Raw genomic sequence first — 18944 nt, forward strand, 5'->3', positions numbered from 1 at the left:
GGCTACTTCTCCGTGACGCCCGCGGAGTCGAACGTCGCCACCTCGTGCATCGCCCGCGCCGCGCTCTGCACGATCGGTAGCGCCAGCAGCGCCCCCGTGCCCTCGCCGAGGCGGAGGTCGAGGTCGACCAGCGGGCGCAGGCCCAGCTTGTTGAGCGCGGCGACGTGGCCGGGCTCGGCGCTGCGGTGGCCCGCGATGCACGCGGCCAGGGCCTCGGGGGCGATCGCCCGGGCGACCAGGGCCGCGGCGCCCGCGCTCACACCGTCGAGGATGACCGGCGTCCGGAGCGAGGCACCGCCCAGCAGGAAGCCGGCCATCGCCGCGTGTTCGAGGCCGCCGACCGATGCCAGGACACCGATCGGGTCGGCCGGGTCGGGCTGGTGGAGTTCGAGGGCCCGACGGACCACATCGACCTTGCGGGCGTGCATCTCATCGTTGATGCCGGTGCCGCGACCGGTCACCTCCGCCGGGTCCATGCCCGTGTACACGCAGATCAGAGCCGCCGACGCGGTGGTGTTGGCGATGCCCATCTCGCCGGTGAGCAGACCCTTGTTGCCCGCCGCGACCAGATCGCGGGCGGTCTCGATGCCGACCTCGACGGCCGCGAGAACCTCTTCGCGGGTGAGCGCGGGGCCGGTCGTGAAGTCGGCGGTTCCGGCCCGCACTTTGCGGGGAAGGAGCCCCGGCGTCGCGGGCAGTTCCATGGCCACGCCGACGTCGACCACGCACACCTCGGCGCCGACCTGGGCCGCGAACGCGTTGCAGACCGCGCCGCCGCCGAGGAAATTGGCGACCATCTGGCCGGTGACCTCCTGCGGCCAGGCGGTGACGCCCTGGGCGTGCACCCCGTGGTCACCCGCGAAGATCGCGACGGCCGCGGGTTCCGGGATCGGCGGCGGGCACATCCGGGAGAGCCCCGACAGCTGCGCGGAGATGATCTCCAGCATGCCGAGCGCACCGGCGGGCTTCGTCATCCGCTTCTGCCGCTCCCACGCCTCGCCGAGCGCCTTGGCGTCCAGCGGGCGGATGCTGGAGATGGTCTCCTGGAGAAGGTCGTGCGGCTCCTCGCCGGGCAGGGCGCGGCGGCCGTACGTCTCCTCATGGACGACCCACGACAGCGGGCGGCGCTTGGACCAGCCCGCCTGCATCAGCTCGGGCTCCTCGGGGAACTCGTCGACGTAACCGACACAGAGGTACGCGACGACTTCGAGGTGCTCGGGCAGGCCCAGGGCGCGGACCATCTCGCGCTCGTCGAAGAAGCTGACCCAGCCGACGCCGAGGCCCTCGGCGCGGGCGGCGAGCCAGAGGTTCTCGACGGCGAGTGCCGAGGAGTACGGGGCCATCTGCGGCTGGGTGTGCCGGCCGAGGGTGTGGCGGCCGCCGCGGGTGGGGTCGGCGGTGACGACGATGTTGACCGGGGTGTCGAGGATGGCCTCGATCTTCAGTTCCTTGAACTGCTTGGCCCGGCCCTTGGGAAGCGACTTGGCGTAGGCATCGCGTTGCCGTTGGGCCAGTTCGTGCATGGACCGGCGGGTCTCCGCCGAGCGGATGACGACGAAGTCCCAGGGCTGCGAGTGGCCGACACTGGGCGCCGTGTGCGCGGCTTCGAGGACGCGGAGCAGGACCTCGTGCGGAATCGGGTCGCTGCGGAAGCCGTTGCGGATGTCGCGGCGCTCGCGCATGACACGGAGCACTGCCTCGCGCTCCGCGTCGTCGTAACCGGGAGCGGGCGGGCTGTCGGGGGCCCCGGCCTCCTGAGGCTCGGACGCCTCGGGGGCCTGGGGCTCCTGGGGCTCCTGAGGCCCGGACGCCTCGGGGGCCTCGGTCTCCTGGGGCGCCTGGGGCTCGGTGGCCTTAGCCTCCTCGGCGCCGGGCCGGGGCAGGCCCTCGGACTGCGGGGGCTCCGCCTGTACGGCCTGCGCGGCATCCGTGCTATCCGTGGGGACCGCGATGTCCGGGGTCTCGATGGCCTCCGGTCCCCGCTCGGGCTCGGGCACCGCCGGCACCTCGGCCTCGGCGACCGGCACGGTGACCGGCTCAGGAACCTCGGCGGGTGCGACGGCCTCGGCAGGGGCGAGCGGTGCCACGGCCTCGGCAGCCGCAACAGCCTCGGCAGGCGCGACGACCTCGGCAGGCGCCGCGTCCTCGCCGGTCCCGGGGTGGGCGGGCCGGACCGGCTCCATGACGATCGCCACGCGCTCGGACTCGGGTTCGGCCTCCGCGGCCTGCTCCACGACAGGCGTCGGTGCCAGGTGCGGAGGGGGCGGCACCGAGCCCTCCACGGGCGCGGACCGACCCGTGGGAGCGGGTTCCTGGGCCTCCGCCGCCGCGACCTCCTCCGGCACGACGGCGGCGGCCTCGGCGACGGGCGCCTCGGCGGCAGCCTCGGCTGCTGTCCCGACCCTCGCCCCGGCCTCGGGCTGGACCTCCGGCTCGGCCTCTGCCGTGCCCTCGACGCCTGCCCCGGGAGAAGCCTCGGCAGACACCCCGGAAGACGCCCCGGGAGAAGCCCCGGCAGACTCCCCGGCGGAAACCTCGGGCGGAGTCTCGGCAGCGGCCGGCACCGCGTCGGCCACCGGAGCGCTTATGGCCTCCGCCGACGCCACCGGCGCGACCTGCACGGGCTGCGCCGCGGACACGGGCTCGGCGACCGGCTCCGGAACGACCGGTTCTGCCGCCGCCGGGGCGACGACCGGCTCGGGTGCCTGGGCCGCCCACGGGCTTCCGACCTGCGGCAGGATCTCACCGAGCTGCGGGCCCGGCAGTGCGGCCGCCTCGTCACCCGGCGCTTCGACGTACTCGGGCCCGACGGCGGGCGGCCCGACGTGGCGTGCGGGCGCCTGGGTCCGGGCCTGCGCCTGGGGTGCGTCCGCGGGTCCCCGGTCGGCCAGCGAACGGACCACTTGGCCGGTCGGCGATCCGCCGAAGGACGGCCCGCCGTCGGCCACGACCGGGCCGCGGTGCAGCGGGCGACGCATCGGGGCCTGGGGCTGCGGCTGGGCCGCCGGAGCGGGGGCCGGGGTGGGCGAGGGGATGCGTACACCCCCCAGGTCGACCGAACCGGAGTCGCGGCCACCGGACTCGTGCGTCCCGTGGCCGCTCTCGGGCAACGGCCCGGCCGTCGGCTGCTGCGCCTCGTACACCTCCGCGACCTGGACGGGCTCCTGCACCTGTACCTGCACGGGCCCTTGGGGCTGTCCGGGAGCCTCGAAGGCGGACTGGGGGTGGGCCGCCTGTGCCGCGGCAGGGCTCCGGTGGGCACCCTGTTCGGGCAGTGCTGCCTGGGCAGCGACGCCCTCGGGGTACTGGCCGGGGGCCGGTACCGTCTGCGGGTCGCTCCAGGCACCCTGGGGGCTCGGCATCAGCAGGACGTCGTCGTCCTCGGGCACATGCTCGGAGGGAGCGAGGAAGGTGTAGGCATCCGGGGCGGCGACGCCCGGCTGCTCCACCATGCCTGCGTTCTCCGGCAGTCCCTCACCCGGGATCTGGCCGGTGTCACTCATGCGTACCCCTCGCCCATCGTCAGTGCTCCTTCGGCCCTTCGCCCGGGACGCCCGAACACGCCACGCCGGCGCTCGTCAACAAGAACGAGCGGGCGCGCCGCGCGGCACGAAACGGTCGCGGACATACTGCATTCTCGCGGCCGTTCGCCGCCGCGGCAGCTCATTTCGCCACGGCCCGCTGTGGACTGCGCCACGTCGCGCGTCCCCCGGTTCTGCCGTACCACAACGGGGGCCAAAACGGTCCCCTTTTCCGGACATTGAAGAACGAAGCGACGAACGTCCAGCCGCGGTGCAACGATCGGCCAGCCTACCTCGCGCCGCGTGCCGGCCGGGTCAGGGGGCGAGGTCGGAACGCAGCGCGGAGAGCAGGAACACGACCGAACGTTCGCGCTCCGACCACGCGGCCGTGTCGAGTTCGACGGACTGGAGGAGCGAACACCGGACGGTGTACCCGTTCCCGGCGAGTGCCGCGCCGAGCGCCTCGGCCTCGTCGCGCGTGGAGGCGTGGGTCACGATGCGTTCCGGACGGCGTTCGGTGACGGCGGTGACGACGGGGACTCCGCCGCCCCCGATCCGCACGACGTCGGGCTCCGGCAGCCGCTCCAGCACATGCGGTGCCCGGCCCTCGACGACCTGGAGCTGGATCCCGAAGGACCGGGCCGCCGCCGCGGTGCGGGCACAGGCCGCCGGGTCGCTGTCGACCGCCAGGACCGCCGCCCCGAAGCGGGCGGCCTCCACGGCCAGCGCCCCGCTGCCGGAGCCGATGTCCCACAGGAGGTCGCCGGTACGGGGGCCCAGGTGGGCCAGTTGGGCGGCGCGCAGCCCCGGGGACTCGCCCTCGCCGCCCTCGTCGCCCTCGCCCCCGGGGGCGGCGGGCCCGCCCGGGTAGGCCTCCGGAGGCAGTGCCCAGCCGCGTACGTCACGGGCGCAGACGGGGTGGCGGCCGGCGATCCAGGCGCCGGTGGCCTGCGGTTCGGGGCCGCCGCCGATGACGATCACGACGTTGGGGTCGCGCCAGACGTGGTCGGCGGCCTTCTCGGAGGTGACGACGCTGACCTGTTCGCGCGCGGTGCCGAGTTCCTCGCAGATGACGAAGGTGCGGTGGACGCCTTCGAGGAGCAGGGCGAGTTCGGCGGGGCCCGCGCCGGGAGAGGTGAGAACGGCGACCTTGTGGTGGGCACGACAGACGTTGACGGCGCGGCGCAGGGTGCGGGGGTGGGCGACGACGATCTGGGCGTCCTCCCATGGCATTCCGGCGCGGGCGAACGCGGTGGCGACGGAGGACACGGCGGGGACCACTTCGACTTCGAGGCCGTGCTCGGGCGCGCGGAGGCTGCGTACGACTCCGAAGAAGCCGGGGTCTCCGTCGGCCAGGACCACGGCGCTACCGCGGTGTCCGGCGATCCGGCGGGCGGCCAGGTCGATGGAGCCCAGGCGGATCCGTTCGGCGTGCGCCGGGACTTCGGGGAAGGCGAGGTGGTGGGCGGCTCCGGCGACGAGCGTGGCGGCCGAGAGGGCGGCCGTGGCCGCTTCGGTCAGTGGCGAGCCGTCCCAGCCGATCACGGTGACCCGATCGGCCATCTGTCGTCAGTCTCCTGGAGTTGTCGCAGGCGGGGCTGCCCGTGAAGGCGGGCAGGGTGAGAGTACCCGGATCCGTACCAGCGGGGCGCCGGGGCCCCTTCGGAGGGGGTCAGTTCCAGTCGTTGTAGGCGCCGTAGCCACCCGCGTCGGCGAGTTGCTCGGCGACCCCTTCGAGGTCCTCGGGGAGCAGGCCCCAGACGATCAGGTCGGTCCTGATGTCGGTCCAGCTTCCGTCCTCCCGCTGGGTGCGCGCTATGCGGGCGTTGCGCAGGACTCCCTCGCTGATGCAGCCGAGCTTCTGGGCGACCTGCTGCGAGGCGGTGTTGTCGGCGGCGGTGCGCAGCTCGATGCGCTCGAAGCCCTGGTCGCGGAAGAGCCACTGGGCCAGCGCGAGCACGGACTCGACGGCGTACCCCTCGCCGCGCGCCCAGGGGGCGGTGATGTACGCGGCCTCGGTGGCGAGGGTGCGCCAGTCGGTGTGGTGCAGGCGGACCGAGCCGACGAGTCGCTGGGTGAGGAACTCGGTGACGGCGAAGACGATGCCGTCGCCGGTGGTGCGCTGCGCGGGAGCGATCCTGCGGACCCAGCGTTCGGCGTCGACGTGGGTGTAGGGGTGGGGGGCATCGGTCCAGGCGGTGACGAGTTCGTCGTTCATCATCTCGATGTACGCGGGGACGTCCGCCATGTCGAACGGGCGCAGCACCAACCGATCCGTGCTGATGGAGATGTCCGGAAAGGTGGAAGTCATGCGCAGCTCCATGCCGAAGACCGTGTAAAGGCACAGCATGCAGCATCGGCCCGGCGTTGTGCATGGGCGGGTCCGTACGAGGGAGCCCCGCGCCCCCGTGGCGGGGTACGCGGGGCCGGCGGGCAAATGCCGTGCGCGTGTCAGGACTTGGCCGCGCTGCCGAAGGCCGGGACGACCGAGCCCTGGTAGGTGTCCTCGATGAACTTCTTGACCTCGTCGGAGTGCAGGAGCTTCACGAGCTTCTCGACTCGGGCGTCCTTCTCGTTGCCCTTCTTCACGGCGATGATGTTGGCGTACGGGTTGCCGTCCGCCTTCTCCAGCGCGAGGGCGTCCTCGGAGGGCTTGAGCTTGGCCTCGATGGCGTAGTTGCCGTTGATGACGGCGGCGTCCACGTCGTTCAGGGCGCGGGGCACGGTCGCGGCCTCCAGCTCCTTGAACTCCAGGCCCTTCTTGTCGGTGATGTCGCTCAGCTTGGCGTCGGTGCCGACGCCGGCCTTGAGGGTGATCAGGCCCTTCTCGGCGAGCAGCTGGAGGGCGCGGCCCTCGTTGGTGGTGTCGTTGGGTACCGCGATGGTCTGGCCGGACTTGATGTCGCCGATGGCCTTGACCTTCTTGGAGTAGAGGCCGAGGGGCTCCAGGTGGACGGTGCCGACGGAGACGAGGTGGGTGTTGTTCTTCTTGTTGAAGTCGTCGAGGTACGGCTGGTGCTGGAAGAAGTTGGCGTCGACCTGGCCGGTCTCGGTGGCGGTGTTCGGCAGGACGTAGTCGGTGAACTCCTTGACCTCCAGCTTGAGGCCCTCCTTCGCCGCCAGGTTCTTCTTGACGAAGTTCAGGATGTCGGCGTGCGGCGTCGGGGACGCGGCGACGACGAGTGCCTTGGAAGTGTCGGCCTTGGCGCCGGTCGCGCTCTTGGAGGCCGGGTCGGAGTCCGTACCGCAGGCGGTGAGGCCGAAGGCCAGGGCGGCGGTCGCGGCGGCAGCTGCGGTGATCTTGATGTTCTTGCGCACGAAAAGTGCCTCTTTCGGTGGTGAGGGTGGTGCGCCCGGACAAGGAGTTCGGGCTTGGGCGGACAGGAAGTCTCAGGTGGTGGTGCGGCCCCGGCGGGCCAGCAGGCGTACGGCTCCGTCGCCGATCAGCTGGATCACGGTCACGATGACGATCAGCAGCGCGACGGTGATGAGCATGAACCGGTTGTCGAAGCGCTGGAATCCGTAGGTGACGGCCTTGGAGCCGAGCCCTTCGCCGCCGACCGCGCCGGCCATCGCCGAGTAGCCGATGAGCACGATGACGGTGGTGGTGACGCCGGAGACGAGCGAGGGCAGCGCCTGCGGGAGCAGCACCTTGCGGACGATCGTCGGGATGGATCCGCCCATCGACTGGACGGCCTCGACGAGTCCGTGATCGACCTCGCGGACGGCGGTCTCGACGAGCCGCGCGAAGAACGGTATGGCGCCGACGGCGAGCGGCACGATCATCGCGGTCGGGCCGATGAAGGTGCCGACGACCCAGGTGGTGAAGGGGATCAGGGCGATCAGCAGGATGATGAAGGGCAGCGAGCGGCCGATGTTCACGATCGCGCCGATGATCTTGTTGACCGGGGTGTTCCGGAGCAGTCCGCCCTTGTCGGTGAGGACCAGCAGAACACCGAGCGGCAGCCCCACGAGAACGGTGACGAGCGCTGACCAGAGCACCATGTAAAGGGTGTCGACGGTTCCCTGGGTGAGCAGCGGCTGCATTTCGGACCAGGTCACTTCGCCACCTCCTGGGTGAGCGGGGCGGGGGTCTGTACGGGGGCGGCGGCGGTGTCGTGCTCCACGACCTCGGCCTGGAGTCCCTGCTCGCGCAGGAAGCCGATCGGAACGACGTTCTCCTCGAAGCGGCCGGGCAGCTCGATGCGCATCCGGCCGATCTGCTTGCCGCCGACGGTGTCCATCGCGGCGCCCAGGATCGAGATGTCGATGTTGTACGTACGGGAGAGCTGCGAGATCACCGGCTGGGTGGCGGCCTCGCCGTGGAAGGTGACGTCGACGACCGTGCGGTCGGGGCCGGAGGCCGTACCGCCGACGGGGAACAGCTCGTGGGCCAGTTCCGAGCCGGGGGTGGCAAGGAGTTCGCCGACGGTTCCGGACTCGACGATGCGCCCCTTCTGCATCAGCGCGGCAGAGTCGCAGATCGTCTTGACGACGTCCATCTCGTGCGTGATGAGCAGGACTGTCAGGCCGAGCTGCTGGTTGAGGTCGCGCAGCAGCTGGAGGATGGAGCGGGTGGTCTCGGGGTCGAGGGCGGAGGTCGCCTCGTCGGAGAGCAGCACCTTGGGGTCGCCGGCCAGTGCGCGGGCGATACCGACGCGCTGCTTCTGGCCGCCGGAGAGCTGGCCGGGGTAGGCCCTGGCCTTGTCGGCGAGGCCGACCAGGTCGAGGAGTTCGAGGGCCTTGCGGGAGCGGTCCCTGCCCGGGACACCGAGGATCTCCAGCGGGAGTTCGACGTTGTTCTGGACGGTGCGGGAGGCCAGCAGGTTGAAGTGCTGGAAGACCATGCCGATGCGGCTGCGTGCCTCGCGCAGTTCCCTGCCGGCCCGGCGGCCCCGTCCGGCGAGGGCGGTGAGGTCCTGGCCGGCCACGGTGACGGTGCCGGAAGTGGGCCGTTCCAGGAGGTTGACACAGCGGATGAGGGAGGATTTTCCGGCGCCGCTCTGTCCGATGACGCCGTACACCTCACCCTCGCGGATGTGCAGGTCGACGCCGTCCAGGGCGGTGACCTCACGGCCGCGCGACTGGTAGACCTTCGTGAGGCCCGTAGTGGTGATCACAGGGTTTCCGTCACTGTCGAGTGCGCGGCGCGGTGTCCGCCGGGCACGGGGCATTCGTCTGAATGGGACTGTCCGGACGTTTCGATCGGACATTCCGGGCGGGGTCTCGGCACGGCCGTACGCGGCGGGTGGCCGGGGCAGCGGTGCTCGGGCAGGCTCGTTCCGCTGGGTGCGGACGGCTCGGGCTCGGTCTCGCTTCGGGGCGCGAGGATCGGGCGGGGGCCCTCAGAAGGTGCGCATTCGACACATACAACGAACACCGGGCGTCGTGATCGCCTCGGTCGCAAGGGTGCGGTCGCTCGTCGTGGTCATGCGGCAAGTAAAACAGACGTAACGCTCCGTTCGGCCAACATGTCCGAATAGCGGACAGCCGTGGATGGTGGTGCCGACCGGTTGGGCAGGATGCTGCAATTCCCGCCCTCCCAGCTGTGACCTGCACCGATACGCCTGATCAGTCGTCGATGACGCATCTCGCGGCGGGCCCGGAGCCCTCGTGCGCTGTGGTCAAGGCCACGGTCCCGCCCGTGGCCGGGGGCTCACCGGCACCGGACGGGGCATGGCGCCGTCGCACCTGGAGGGCGGGCCCGCTTCGGCCTCCGGCGTCCGAAGCGGGCCCGCCCTCCGGGTGCGGGGGCGCACGCGGGGGGTCGTGCGGTCCGTAATACCCTCACCTCATGCTTGACGCCCTGACGGTCGCGGTCGCCGTGACCGCGCTCGCCCTCACCGCCTGGTGCGGATTGGCCGCATACCGGGACCAGCCGACCAAGGACTGGCACTTCATCGGGATGGCCGTGGTCTCGCTGCTGGCGCTGGCCCAGCTGGTGGTGGGCATCGTGCAGTTGTCCCGGGGCGAACGGCCCGAGCAGGGCATGACGATCTTCATCGCGTATCTGATCGGGTCCTTCCTCGCCGTGCCCGCGGCGGGCTTCCTGTCCCTCACCGAACGGACCCGGTGGGGTTCGGTGACGGTGGCGGCGGGCGCGGTCGTGCTGGCCGTCCTCGAAGTACGGCTCTACGACATCTGGGGAAACTGACCGTGACCGACACCGATCGCACCTCCGCCGCTGCCGTCGGCCAGAAGCAGCCCTTCGACCTCGGCACCGGTCCGGGCCGGGTACTGGTCTGGTTCTACGGGGTGTTCACCGTCGCGGCCGCCTCCCGCTCGATCGTCCAGATGATCCTGGACTTCGGCAGGGCGCCGCTCGCCTACGTGCTGTCGGCCGTCGCGGCGGTCGTGTACGGATTCATCACGTACTCGCTGGTGCGCGGTGGCGAGAGGGCGCGCAGGTCGGCGCTGGTGTGCTGCGCCGCCGAACTCCTGGGTGTGCTGGTCGTGGGGACCTGGACGATGGTGGAACCCTCGGCGTTCGCCGACGCCACCGTCTGGTCCGACTTCGGCATGGGCTATCTGTTCATCCCGGTGATTCTGCCGATCACCGGGATGATGTGGCTGCGCCGCGCAAAAAACGCGTAGGACGGGCGCGTCGGCCGCGTGACGGGCGGATGACACGCGACCGGTGCTACGCGCTCGCCACGTAGGCGGGTGCGGTCGCGTCCTTCTCCAGCAGGATCAGCCGGACGCCGTCCTGGCCGGTCGTGTTGCCCACGGGGGCGTAACCGGCCCGCTGGTAGAGGCGCAGGTTGCTCTCGCTGCGGTGTCCGGTGTGCAGCCGGAAGCGGGTGGCCGACCGCTCGTCGGCGAGTCCCGACTCCGCGGCCCGCAGCAGCCGGGCACCCAGGCCGTGCCCCTGGAGCCGCGGGTGGACGCAGAGCCGTCCGATCTGCCCGGTGCCGTCCTGATCGGTGGACCCGCGGACCGAACCGACGACTTCGTCACCCAGCCGCGCCACGAAGACCAGCTGCGTGGCGATCTCGGAGCGCACCGAATCGAGCGTCTGGACGAGCGGGTCGATCCGGTAGTTCCCGTACAGCTCGGCCTCGCTCTGGAAGCAGAGGTACTGAAGTTTCAAGATCTGTTCGGCGTCCTGTGCCGTCGCCGCCGAGATGATCACACTCATGCCCATGTGCGCATGCCCTCCGCCCACCTGATCCACCGGTTGTCTAACGCTCCCTTCCCCGCGGTTCAGGAGCGACAACCTCCGCCGCGAGCATTCTGCGCAGACATCCAAGGCATCGGGAACGGACTGGACCCAAACTCCCCTGTGACATACCCAACTTCCCTGCGATTTCCCGGTAGGTGGGATCTCCGGGCGCGAGCATCGCCGCCAGCAGCCGGGCGCAGCGGCCGGGCAGCCGGTCCACCGCGGCGTGCAGTACCCGGCGTTCGTCGGCTCCGACGGCGATCCGCTCGGGACAGCCGGCCGGATCCGCGACCGTCCCGTCGCGGTAGGGGCGTTCGTGCCGGGCGGTGCGGCGGGCCCGGCGGGCCTCGGCCCGTACGGCGTCCCGCACCCAGCGTGCGGTGTCCGCCGGCAGCCCGCCCCGTGCGAGCCGCTCCAGCAGCCGCAGCCAGACGGCCTGTTCGAGGTCGGCCGGTTCGACCGCCGCGCCCGTCGCCGAGGCGGCCGCCTCGGCCGTGGCCTCGGCGCTCACCAGCGGGCGGAGCGCTCGGACGACATCCGCGGCGGCGGCTTCGGGCCCGGCGGGGGCGAGATCGAGAAGCGTCATGCTCCGGCAAACGCGTCCGCACCCGCGGCCGTTGCCCTACCCGGCGCGCACCACCCGACCGGGGCACTCCCCGGCCGGGTGCTGACGCCGGTCTCACTTCGCGGCGAAGTCCGCCGCGGCGAGAAGAGCCGTGTCCGGGTTGTCGGAGAAGATCCCGTCGATGCCGGTCGCGAAGTACGCCTGGAACGCGCCGAACGCGTCGCCGTAGGCGTTGGGGTCCGTGCCGCGCCGGAAGTCGGCGGGCAGGAAGGTGTTCTCGTTGCGCATCGTATAGGGGTGCAGCACCAGGCCCTGGGCGTGCGCGTCCTTCACGAGGGCGGTCGGTGCGGTGAGCCGCCCGGAGGCGTCCTTGGGAATGATCAGGTCCAGGGTGGGCCCGATGCCCTGGGCGAAGGAGGCCATCCACTTCAGGCCCTCGGGCTTCACCAGGTCGGCGACGGTGCGCGGGTCGCCGGAGGCGACGAAGTCCCAGGGGCGCTCGCCCGCGCCGGAGAGCAGGACGATGCGCGGGGTGGCGACGAGTCCGGCCAGGCGCTGGATGCTGCCGGGTTCGAAGGACTGGAGGATGAGCGGCGACTGCCTGCGGTGCCGGTTGTAGCGGCGCAGCAGCTTGGCGAGGGGCTCTTCGAGGCCGAGGCCGAGACCGCGGAAGTAGGTGGGGTGCTTGGTCTCGACGTACAGCCAGACCGGCTTGCCGCGCCTGTGTCCCTCGCGGTCGGCCCAGCGCAGCACCTCCTCGAAGGTGGGGATCTCCCAGCGGCCGTCGTAGAGCGTGTTCTTCTGCCGGGTGCCGGGGATGCGTTCCTTGGCCCGCAGTGTCTTCAGCTCGGCGAGGGTGAAGTCCTCGGTGAACCAGCCGGTGAGCGAGACCCCGTCCACCTTCTTCGTGGTCTTCCGGCTCGCGAACTCGGGGTGGGCGGAGACATCGGTCGTGGCGGTGATGTCGTTCTCGTGGCGGCAGACGAGATGGCCGTCCTTGGTCGGCACCAGATCCTGCTCGATGATGTGCGCGCCCATGTCGAGGGCCAGCTGGTAGGAGCCGAGGGTGTGCTCGGGCCGGTAGCCGCTGGTGCCGCGGTGCCCGATGACGGTGGGCACCGGCAGGTCGAGGCGGAAGCCGTGGCCACTGCCGTGGCCACCCGGCCGTTCGCCGGCGTTCCCGACGGCGTCGGCCGGGCCGCCGGCCAGTCCGAGGGCGGCCGTGCCCAGTACGGCGGCCCCCGCCCCGAGCAGGGTTCTGCGGCCGGGACCTGCCTGCGCGCGCTCTGTCATGAATGCTCCTCGCGTGTGATGTCTCGCACCTGTCGGACGCGGCCCGAGCGTAAGCAGTCGTACCGTCTCAGGAGCAGCTCCTGGACGAACATGGCGGAAACACACGTCAACACTGCGTATCCACTCGGTGAACCCGATGTGCGGTGAGCGAGAACCCGCGAGTATCGTCCTCACCTGCATGGACCGTCACGATCCCTCGGCCGGCCCGGCCACTACACCGGAGGAACCGTTGTCCCGACACGCACTCATCAAGGCAGTGCTCGGACCGATCTTGCGCCTGATGTTCCGCCCCCAGGTGGAGGGCGTGCAGAACATCCCCGGGGACGGTCCGGTGATCCTCGCGGGCAACCATCTGACGTTCATCGACTCGATGATCATGCCGGTCTGCTGCGACCGGCCGGTGTACTACATCGGCAAGGACGAGTACGTGACGGGCAAGGGGCTCAAGGGCCGGGCGATGGCCTGGTTCTTCACGGGCTGCGGCATGATCCCGGTGGACCGGGACGGCGGCCGCGGCGGGGTCGCGGCGCTGATGACGGGACGTCGGGTGCTGGAGGAGGGCAAGGCCTTCGCCATCTACCCGGAGGGCACCCGCTCCCCCGACGGCCGCCTCTACCGGGGCCGGACGGGCATCGCCCGGCTGACGCTGATGACGGGCGCGCCGGTGGTGCCCTTCGCGATGATCGGCACGGACAAGCTGCAGCCCGGTGGTGCCGGCCTGCCCCGTCCCGGCAAGGTGACGGTCCGTTTCGGCGAGCCGATGGAGTTCTCCCGCTACGAGGGCATGGACCGCGACCGCTATGTGCTGCGGGCGGTCACCGACTCCGTGATGGCCGAAGTGATGCGGCTGTCCGGTCAGGAATACGTCGACATGTACGCCACGAAGGCCAAGGCCGCCTGAGAGCCTGCCGGGTGACCTCTGATCGGGCGCGCGGCACAGGGCAGACGGAAGGGCCCGTACCCACGAACCTGTGGTGTACGGGCCCTTCCGCGTGCCGCCGCCCGTACGGGCGGGCGGCTACTCGTGCACGATGCCCTCCTCCAGCTTCTGACCGCGCAGCAGGAACCAGGCGGCTACGGCCGTCGCCAGCAGCACCGCCGCGCCGCCGCCCGCCGCGAGCCGCAGCCCGTCGACGAACGACTCCTGCGCCGCGGCGACGAGTGCCTCCGCCTGCCCCGCCGGGAGGCCGTGGGCCGCCTCGACCGCGCCGCCCAGTGAGTCATGGGCCGCGGCGGCACTGCCGGACGGGATGCCCCTCGGCGTGGGGAAGGTCTGGTAGACGCCGGTGACGACGGACCCGAGGAGGGCGATGCCGAGGGCCGCGCCGAGTTCGTACGCCGTCTCGGAGACCGCGCCCGCGGAGCCCGCCTGCTCCTTCGGGACGCTGGAGAGGATCACGTCGGAGGTGACGGTGAAGGCGAAGCCCGCGCCGACGCCGACGACCAGCAGCACCGCACCGATCAGCGGGTAGGCGGTCTCCTGGTGGATCACGGTGACCGCGGCGAGCGCCAGGCCGATCGCCGCCAGGCCGCCGGAGACCACGGACCGTACGGAGTAGCGGCGGGCCGCCACACCGGCGATCAGCCCCGCGGTGACCGCGCCGACGGCCGCGGGCAGTTCGGCGAGCCCCGCCTCCAACGGTCCGCGCCCTTGGACCAGTTGCAGGAACTGGGAGAGGAAGAAGACCAGCCCGGACAGGCCGAGGATGGTCAGCAGGTCGGCGAGAACGGCGCCCGAGAAGCCCCGGTGGTGGAAGAGCCGCATGTCCAGCAGGGGTGCGGGGAGCGTGAGTTGACGGCGTACGAACCAGCCGAGCGCGACCAGGCCGCCGATGCCGGCGGCGGCGACGCCCCAGCTCGTACCGTGCGCGGCCAGCTCCTTGATGGCGTACACGACGCCGATCATGCCGATGAAGGAGAGCGCCACGCTGAGCAGGTCCCAGGGGCCCCGCGCCGGATTCTTCGACTCGGGGATCATCTTGGCGCCGACGATCACCAGGACGGCCATGACGGGCAGGTTGATCAGGAAGACCGAACCCCACCAGAAGTGTTCCAGCAGGAACCCGCCGACGACGGGGCCGACGGCCGCGCCCGCGGAGGCCATGGCTCCCCAGAGGCCGATGGCGAGACTGCGTTCGCGCGGATCGTGGAAGAGGTTGCGGATCAGAGCGAGCGTGGACGGCATGAGGGTGGCGCCCGCGACACCGAGCAGCGCCCTCGCCAGGATCATCATCTCGGGGCTGCTCGCGTACGCGTTGAGCACGGAGACCGCACCGAAGGCGACGGCACCGGTCAGCAACAGCTTCTTGCGGCCGATGCGGTCGCCGAGGCTGCCCATGGAGACCAGGAGCCCGGCGATGACGAAGGAGTAGACGTCGCCGATCCAGAGCAGCTGGGTGCCGGACGGCTTGAGGTCCTCGGTGAGGAAAGGGGTGGCGAGGCCGAGCACCGTGGCATCGACGGCCACGAGCAGCACCGCGAGGACGAGGACGCCCAGGGCTACCCACCGACCCGGCCGACGAAGCTCCTGGGCGGATTCCACTTGCTGTTCGAGACTGCTCATTGCTCTACGCTCCGGCGTGCGCCGCCGAGCAGCAACTCGACGATCATGTACTGGAAGTCCTTCCCTGCGACCCGGCCCTCCAGGACGGCCCAGGCTCCGCTGGAGACGAGCCCGTAGAGGGCCTCGGTCAGCCAGGCGGGGGTGAGATCGATACGGAACTCGCCGCGCTCCTGGCCGCGCCTGAAGAAGGCGGAGACCCGGGCGTCGAGTCTGTTCCAGCCCTCATTCACCTCGTCGCCCTCGAAGAGCTGGTTCTCCGTGACGAGGAAGGAAAGGAGTCCGGCGCTCGGCTCGATCGCGGCGATCAGTCGGCGCAGCACCTCCTCGGAGGTTCCCTCGTCGAGCACGGCGGCGTCCAGAGCCGCTCCGACCTCCTGGATTCCGAGGTTCTCCAACGCCCTGACCAGGGCGTCCCGTCCGGCGAAGTGCCGGTGCAGGGTGGCGCGTCCAATGCCTGCGGCTCTGGCGACCTCGTCCATGGTGGCCGTCGATTTACGGGTCAGCAGGGCGGCTGCACTGCGCAGCACCTGCTCACGATCCAGAGTCATGAGACAACAATAAACCATATGAGACATAAATGTCTCACCGCTGGTCCATCGCCCTCCGCGGAGGGGAGAGAGCACCATGTCGGCATGAAGCCGCTGCTGCTGATCGATATCGACGGCCCGCTCAATCCGTACGCGGCACTGACGAGCCGCCTGGTTCCGGACGGCTATGCGCGGCATCTGACGCGGCCGACGGGCTGGGACTACGGGCCTCCGCTGCCCGTCCTGCTCAACCCGGAACACGGGAGGGCGCTGCGCGGCCTGGCCGGCCGCTACGAGCTCGTCTGGGCGACGACCTGGAAGGGCGAGGCCAACGCATGGATCGGGCCGCGTCTCGGACTGCCCCCGCTGCCGTACATCGACTGGCCGTCGATGCACGGTGGCGCCCCGGGCGGCACGTACTGGAAGACGCAGTACGTCGTGGAGTACGCGGCGGGACGGCCGTTCGCCTGGGTCGACGACGAGATCTCCCAGCAGGACCGGGACTGGGCCGTCGAGCACGGGGCGGCCGAGGCCCTGCTGATGTGGATCGACCCGTGGATCGGGATGCTGCCGGGCGATTTCGAGGCGCTCGAAGCGTGGGCCGACGACCGCCGGGGCGGCGGACACTGAGCCCGCCGTACAGCCGTCCGCCCCGGCCGATGCCGTCCCGCCCCGAGCCCGCCGCCCCTGGTCAGCCGTTGAGGACGGTCGGATCGAGGCCGGAGAGGCGGGCCGGGCTCTCTTCCTCCGCTCGGAGGGCGCACGCTCAGCTCCACGGCAGGGCGGCGCGGTGCCGCCAGTACGCCTCCGGCTCCTCCACGAGCGCGTCGAGCGAGGCACGCCGCGCCTCGTCGAGGTCGACGACGGCCGCGTGCAGATTTCCGGCGAGCTGGTCGACGGTCGCCGCGCCGGAGAGCACCACTCCGGCCCACGGCTGGTGCAGGACGAGTGCCAGCGCGACCGCGTCGCTGCCCAGGCCGGCCTCGGCGGCGATCTCCCGGACCACGGCGGGGGCATCCGTTCCGGCGAGCCGGCCGTTGGCCATCGCTTCCTTGACGATCACGGTGAGCCCGGCGTCGTGGGCTTCGGCGAGCGCGGGCCCGGCCGAGGTCTCCAGGGCGTTGTAGGTGGCCTGGACGGTTCGGAAGAGCGGCTCGCCGTCGACGGTGACGGCCAGGGCGGCCCGGATGGCGTCGGCCTGGGCGGGCCCGCTGGTGGACAGCCCGACGGTGACCCCTTCCGCGGCGAGTCCGGCGAGCCGCGCGTGCAGCTCCTTGTCGGTGAGAGCCGGGCTGTCGGCGGTGACCGAGTGGATCTGGTAGAGGTCGAGCCGGTCGCCCAGCAGTGCACGGGTCTCGGCGCGCTGGCGCAGGTACGTGGCCGGGCTGTGGTCCTTCACCTCGTGCGCCTCGGCTGCCACGCTCCAGTCGGCGGTGTAGGTGTAGCCCCACTTGCTGCCGATGACGACGTCGTCCACCTGTGGGTGCGCCGACAGCCAGTCGGCCAGGAACTCCTCCGAACGGCCGTAGGAGCGGGCCGCGTCGAAGTAACGGACGCCCTGCGCGTAGGCGGCGTCCAGCAGTTCGTGGGTGCGCCCGCGCAGCGCGTCGACACTGCGGTCGGCGGGCAGGTCGCGGTCGCGGTGGAGGTTGATGTAGCCGGGCCTGCCGACCGCCGCCAGGCCGAGCCCGATGTGGGCGGTCGGAGTCGTCGCTGTGGCCAGCCTGGCGAAAGGCATCGTGGGCTCCTCGTCGGTCGGGTGCACTCCCCCGCCAACGTAACCCAGCCCGGGAAAAGCGGAAGGCGGGGAGCGTACGACCGCTCCCCGCCCGGACGCCGTCCTTTCAGCGATCAGTTCTTCGCGGTCGCCCACGTCTCCTGGACGGCGAGGTCGGCCCTGACCTCGGCGAGCTGGACGGCGACGGCGGACGGGGCCGTGCCGCCTCGGCCGCTGCGGGAGGCGAGGGCGCCGGGCACGTTGAGGACCGTGCGCACCTCGGGGGTGAGGTGCGCGGAGATCTTCGCGAACTGCTCGTCGGTCAGCTCGTCGAGCTCGATGCCCTGCTGTTCGCACTCCTTGACGCACTCGCCCGCGACCTCGTGCGCGACGCGGAACGGCACTCCCTGCTTGACCAGCCACTCGGCGACGTCGGTGGCGAGCGAGAAGCCGGCCGGGGCCAGCTGTTCCATGCGCTCACGGTTGACGGTGAGCGTCGCCATCATCCCGGTGAAGGCGGGCAGCAGCACTTCGAGCTGGTCGCAGGAGTCGAAGACCGGCTCCTTGTCCTCCTGGAGGTCGCGGTTGTACGCGAGCGGGAGGGCCTTCAGCGTGGCCATCAGGCCGGTCAGATTGCCGATCAGCCGGCCGGACTTGCCGCGGGCCAGCTCGGCGATGTCCGGGTTCTTCTTCTGCGGCATGATCGAGGAGCCGGTGGAGAAGGCGTCGTGCAGGGTGACGAAGGAGAACTCCTTCGTGTTCCAGATGATGACCTCCTCCGCGATCCTGGAGAGGTTCACACCGATCATCGCGGTGATGAAGGCGAACTCGGCGACGAAGTCGCGGGAGGCCGTGCCGTCGATGGAGTTGGCGACGGATCCGTGCTCGAAGCCGAGGTTGGCGGCGACCGCCTCCGGGTCCAGCCCGAGGGACGAACCGGCCAGCGCGCCGGAGCCGTACGGGGAGACGGCGGTCCGCTCGTCCCACTGGCGCAGCCGCTCGGCGTCCCGGGAGAGGGACTGCACATGGGCCAGGACGTGGTGGGCGAAGAGCACCGGCTGGGCGTGCTGCAGATGCGTACGGCCGGGCATCGCGACGTCCGGGTGCGCCTCGGCGAGACCGACCAGGGCACTCTGGAGCTCGGCGATCAGACCGCCGATGATCCGGGCGTGGTCGCGCAGATACATCCGGAAGAGCGTGGCGATCTGGTCGTTCCGGGACCGGCCGGCCCGCAGCTTGCCGCCGAGGTCCGGGCCGAGCCGCTCCAGCAGGCCACGCTCCAGCGCCGTGTGCACGTCCTCGTCGGCGACGGTGCCGGTGAACGAACCGTCGGCGACATCGGCTTCGAGCTGGTCGAGACCGGCGATCATGCGGTTCAGCTCGTCCTCGGTGAGCAGACCCGCCGTGTTCAGGACGCGCGCGTGGGCGCGGGAGCCGGCGATGTCGTACGGCGCGAGCCGCCAGTCGAAGTGGACGGAGGCGGACAGCTTGGCCAGCGCCTCGGCCGGACCGTCGGCGAAGCGGGCGCCCCAGAGGCGTACGTCGCTGTTGCCGTTGCCGTTGCTCACTGCGTGCTCCTCGGAAGGACAAGGGGGT

Annotated in this window: 17 protein-coding genes; 4 read left to right on the forward strand and 13 right to left on the reverse strand. The window is 71.3% G+C overall.

From position 1 onward, the window contains the following. Nucleotides 1-2: 2 nt before the first annotated feature. The 6 genes from cobT to ACF08M_RS25720 all read right to left on the reverse strand — a co-directional run bounded on the left by cobT (nucleotide 3) and on the right by ACF08M_RS25720 (nucleotide 8641). The gene (gene cobT / locus ACF08M_RS25695) at nucleotides 3-3503 is read right to left on the reverse strand and encodes a nicotinate-nucleotide--dimethylbenzimidazole phosphoribosyltransferase (protein WP_392187620.1); all 3501 of its coding nucleotides are present in this window, start codon (nucleotides 3501-3503) and stop codon (nucleotides 3-5) included. Nucleotides 3504-3836: 333 nt separating this feature from the next. Continuing rightward, nucleotides 3837-5084 (reverse strand): precorrin-6y C5,15-methyltransferase (decarboxylating) subunit CbiE, encoded by a 1248-nt coding sequence (gene cbiE, locus ACF08M_RS25700; RefSeq protein ID WP_392187621.1) that lies wholly within the window; start codon nucleotides 5082-5084, stop codon nucleotides 3837-3839. 109 nt (nucleotides 5085-5193) lie between these two features. Then, a complete protein-coding gene (locus ACF08M_RS25705) occupies nucleotides 5194-5871 on the reverse strand; it encodes a GNAT family N-acetyltransferase (RefSeq protein WP_392187622.1) in 678 nt (225 codons plus the stop codon). Nucleotides 5872-5972: 101 nt separating this feature from the next. Further along, on the reverse strand, nucleotides 5973-6839 hold the full coding sequence (locus ACF08M_RS25710; protein ID WP_392187623.1) for a MetQ/NlpA family ABC transporter substrate-binding protein: 867 nt from the start codon (nucleotides 6837-6839) through the stop codon (nucleotides 5973-5975). A gap of 72 nt (nucleotides 6840-6911) precedes the next feature. Next, nucleotides 6912-7583, reverse strand: coding sequence for a methionine ABC transporter permease (locus ACF08M_RS25715; RefSeq protein ID WP_392187624.1), 672 nt, complete (start codon nucleotides 7581-7583; stop codon nucleotides 6912-6914). Beyond that, nucleotides 7580-8641 (reverse strand): methionine ABC transporter ATP-binding protein, encoded by a 1062-nt coding sequence (locus ACF08M_RS25720; RefSeq protein WP_392187625.1) that lies wholly within the window; start codon nucleotides 8639-8641, stop codon nucleotides 7580-7582. Before ACF08M_RS25720 ends, ACF08M_RS25715 begins: the two co-directional genes overlap by 4 nt. Nucleotides 8642-9315: 674 nt before the next feature. On the opposite strand from ACF08M_RS25720, the gene ACF08M_RS25725 reads away from it, so the two are divergent. Together ACF08M_RS25725 and ACF08M_RS25730 are read left to right on the forward strand one after the other, a co-directional pair. After that, nucleotides 9316-9675: a hypothetical protein gene (locus tag ACF08M_RS25725; RefSeq protein ID WP_266745155.1), complete on the forward strand. Its 360-nt coding sequence runs from the start codon at nucleotides 9316-9318 to the stop codon at nucleotides 9673-9675. Nucleotides 9676-9677: 2 nt separating this feature from the next. After that, nucleotides 9678-10115, forward strand: coding sequence for a hypothetical protein (locus ACF08M_RS25730; protein WP_392187626.1), 438 nt, complete (start codon nucleotides 9678-9680; stop codon nucleotides 10113-10115). A 46-nt stretch (nucleotides 10116-10161) separates the two neighbouring features. Here the strand turns inward: ACF08M_RS25730 and ACF08M_RS25735 are convergent, their stop codons facing one another. From ACF08M_RS25735 to ACF08M_RS25745, 3 genes are all read right to left on the reverse strand, one after another. Then, nucleotides 10162-10665: a GNAT family N-acetyltransferase gene (locus ACF08M_RS25735; RefSeq protein WP_392187627.1), complete on the reverse strand. Its 504-nt coding sequence runs from the start codon at nucleotides 10663-10665 to the stop codon at nucleotides 10162-10164. A gap of 37 nt (nucleotides 10666-10702) precedes the next feature. Continuing rightward, complete coding sequence (locus ACF08M_RS25740; protein ID WP_392187628.1) at nucleotides 10703-11269, reverse strand: sigma-70 family RNA polymerase sigma factor; 567 nt, start codon at nucleotides 11267-11269, stop codon at nucleotides 10703-10705. Nucleotides 11270-11362: 93 nt separating this feature from the next. After that, nucleotides 11363-12541: a glycerophosphodiester phosphodiesterase gene (locus ACF08M_RS25745; RefSeq protein ID WP_392187629.1), complete on the reverse strand. Its 1179-nt coding sequence runs from the start codon at nucleotides 12539-12541 to the stop codon at nucleotides 11363-11365. A 229-nt stretch (nucleotides 12542-12770) separates the two neighbouring features. Between ACF08M_RS25745 and ACF08M_RS25750 the strand changes: the two genes are divergently transcribed. Then, nucleotides 12771-13442 carry a lysophospholipid acyltransferase family protein gene (locus ACF08M_RS25750; protein ID WP_392187653.1) on the forward strand — a complete coding sequence of 224 codons (672 nt, stop codon included), beginning with the start codon at nucleotides 12771-12773 and terminating at the stop codon, nucleotides 13440-13442. A gap of 117 nt (nucleotides 13443-13559) precedes the next feature. On the opposite strand, the gene ACF08M_RS25755 is transcribed toward ACF08M_RS25750, so the two are convergent. After that, nucleotides 13560-15104 carry an MFS transporter gene (locus ACF08M_RS25755; RefSeq protein WP_392187630.1) on the reverse strand — a complete coding sequence of 515 codons (1545 nt, stop codon included), beginning with the start codon at nucleotides 15102-15104 and terminating at the stop codon, nucleotides 13560-13562. Beyond that, entirely contained in the window at nucleotides 15101-15652 is a 552-nt protein-coding gene (locus tag ACF08M_RS25760; RefSeq protein WP_392187631.1) for a TetR/AcrR family transcriptional regulator, read from the reverse strand. The genes ACF08M_RS25755 and ACF08M_RS25760 overlap by 4 nt, the downstream gene beginning before the upstream one ends. 84 nt (nucleotides 15653-15736) lie before the next feature. Between ACF08M_RS25760 and ACF08M_RS25765 the strand changes: the two genes are divergently transcribed. After that, the gene (locus ACF08M_RS25765) at nucleotides 15737-16261 is read left to right on the forward strand and encodes a hypothetical protein (RefSeq protein ID WP_392187632.1); all 525 of its coding nucleotides are present in this window, start codon (nucleotides 15737-15739) and stop codon (nucleotides 16259-16261) included. 136 nt (nucleotides 16262-16397) lie between these two features. Here the strand turns inward: ACF08M_RS25765 and ACF08M_RS25770 are convergent, their stop codons facing one another. Together ACF08M_RS25770 and argH are read right to left on the reverse strand one after the other, a co-directional pair. Beyond that, the gene (locus ACF08M_RS25770; RefSeq protein ID WP_392187633.1) at nucleotides 16398-17369 is read right to left on the reverse strand and encodes an aldo/keto reductase; all 972 of its coding nucleotides are present in this window, start codon (nucleotides 17367-17369) and stop codon (nucleotides 16398-16400) included. A gap of 113 nt (nucleotides 17370-17482) precedes the next feature. Next, entirely contained in the window at nucleotides 17483-18916 is a 1434-nt protein-coding gene (gene argH / locus ACF08M_RS25775; protein ID WP_392187634.1) for an argininosuccinate lyase, read from the reverse strand. Nucleotides 18917-18944 lie beyond the last annotated feature (28 nt).

This window comes from Streptomyces sp. NPDC015032, assembly GCF_043080425.1.
Lineage (GTDB): Bacteria > Actinomycetota > Actinomycetes > Streptomycetales > Streptomycetaceae > Streptomyces.

Bases quoted from the DNA above. Each gene is read 5' to 3' on its own strand.
- cbiE (WP_392187621.1), bottom strand. From the start codon at position 5,084: ATGGCCGATCGGGTCACCGTGATCGGCTGGGACGGCTCGCCACTGACC.
- ACF08M_RS25745 (WP_392187629.1), bottom strand. From the start codon at position 12,541: ATGACAGAGCGCGCGCAGGCAGGTCCCGGCCGCAGAACCCTGCTCGGG.
- ACF08M_RS25740 (WP_392187628.1), bottom strand. From the start codon at position 11,269: ATGACGCTTCTCGATCTCGCCCCCGCCGGGCCCGAAGCCGCCGCCGCG.
- ACF08M_RS25765 (WP_392187632.1), top strand. From the start codon at position 15,737: ATGAAGCCGCTGCTGCTGATCGATATCGACGGCCCGCTCAATCCGTAC.
- ACF08M_RS25725 (WP_266745155.1), top strand. From the start codon at position 9,316: ATGCTTGACGCCCTGACGGTCGCGGTCGCCGTGACCGCGCTCGCCCTC.
- cobT (WP_392187620.1), bottom strand. From the start codon at position 3,503: ATGAGTGACACCGGCCAGATCCCGGGTGAGGGACTGCCGGAGAACGCA.
- ACF08M_RS25760 (WP_392187631.1), bottom strand. From the start codon at position 15,652: ATGACTCTGGATCGTGAGCAGGTGCTGCGCAGTGCAGCCGCCCTGCTG.
- ACF08M_RS25770 (WP_392187633.1), bottom strand. From the start codon at position 17,369: ATGCCTTTCGCCAGGCTGGCCACAGCGACGACTCCGACCGCCCACATC.
- ACF08M_RS25735 (WP_392187627.1), bottom strand. From the start codon at position 10,665: ATGGGCATGAGTGTGATCATCTCGGCGGCGACGGCACAGGACGCCGAA.
- ACF08M_RS25755 (WP_392187630.1), bottom strand. From the start codon at position 15,104: ATGAGCAGTCTCGAACAGCAAGTGGAATCCGCCCAGGAGCTTCGTCGG.
- ACF08M_RS25705 (WP_392187622.1), bottom strand. From the start codon at position 5,871: ATGCTGTGCCTTTACACGGTCTTCGGCATGGAGCTGCGCATGACTTCC.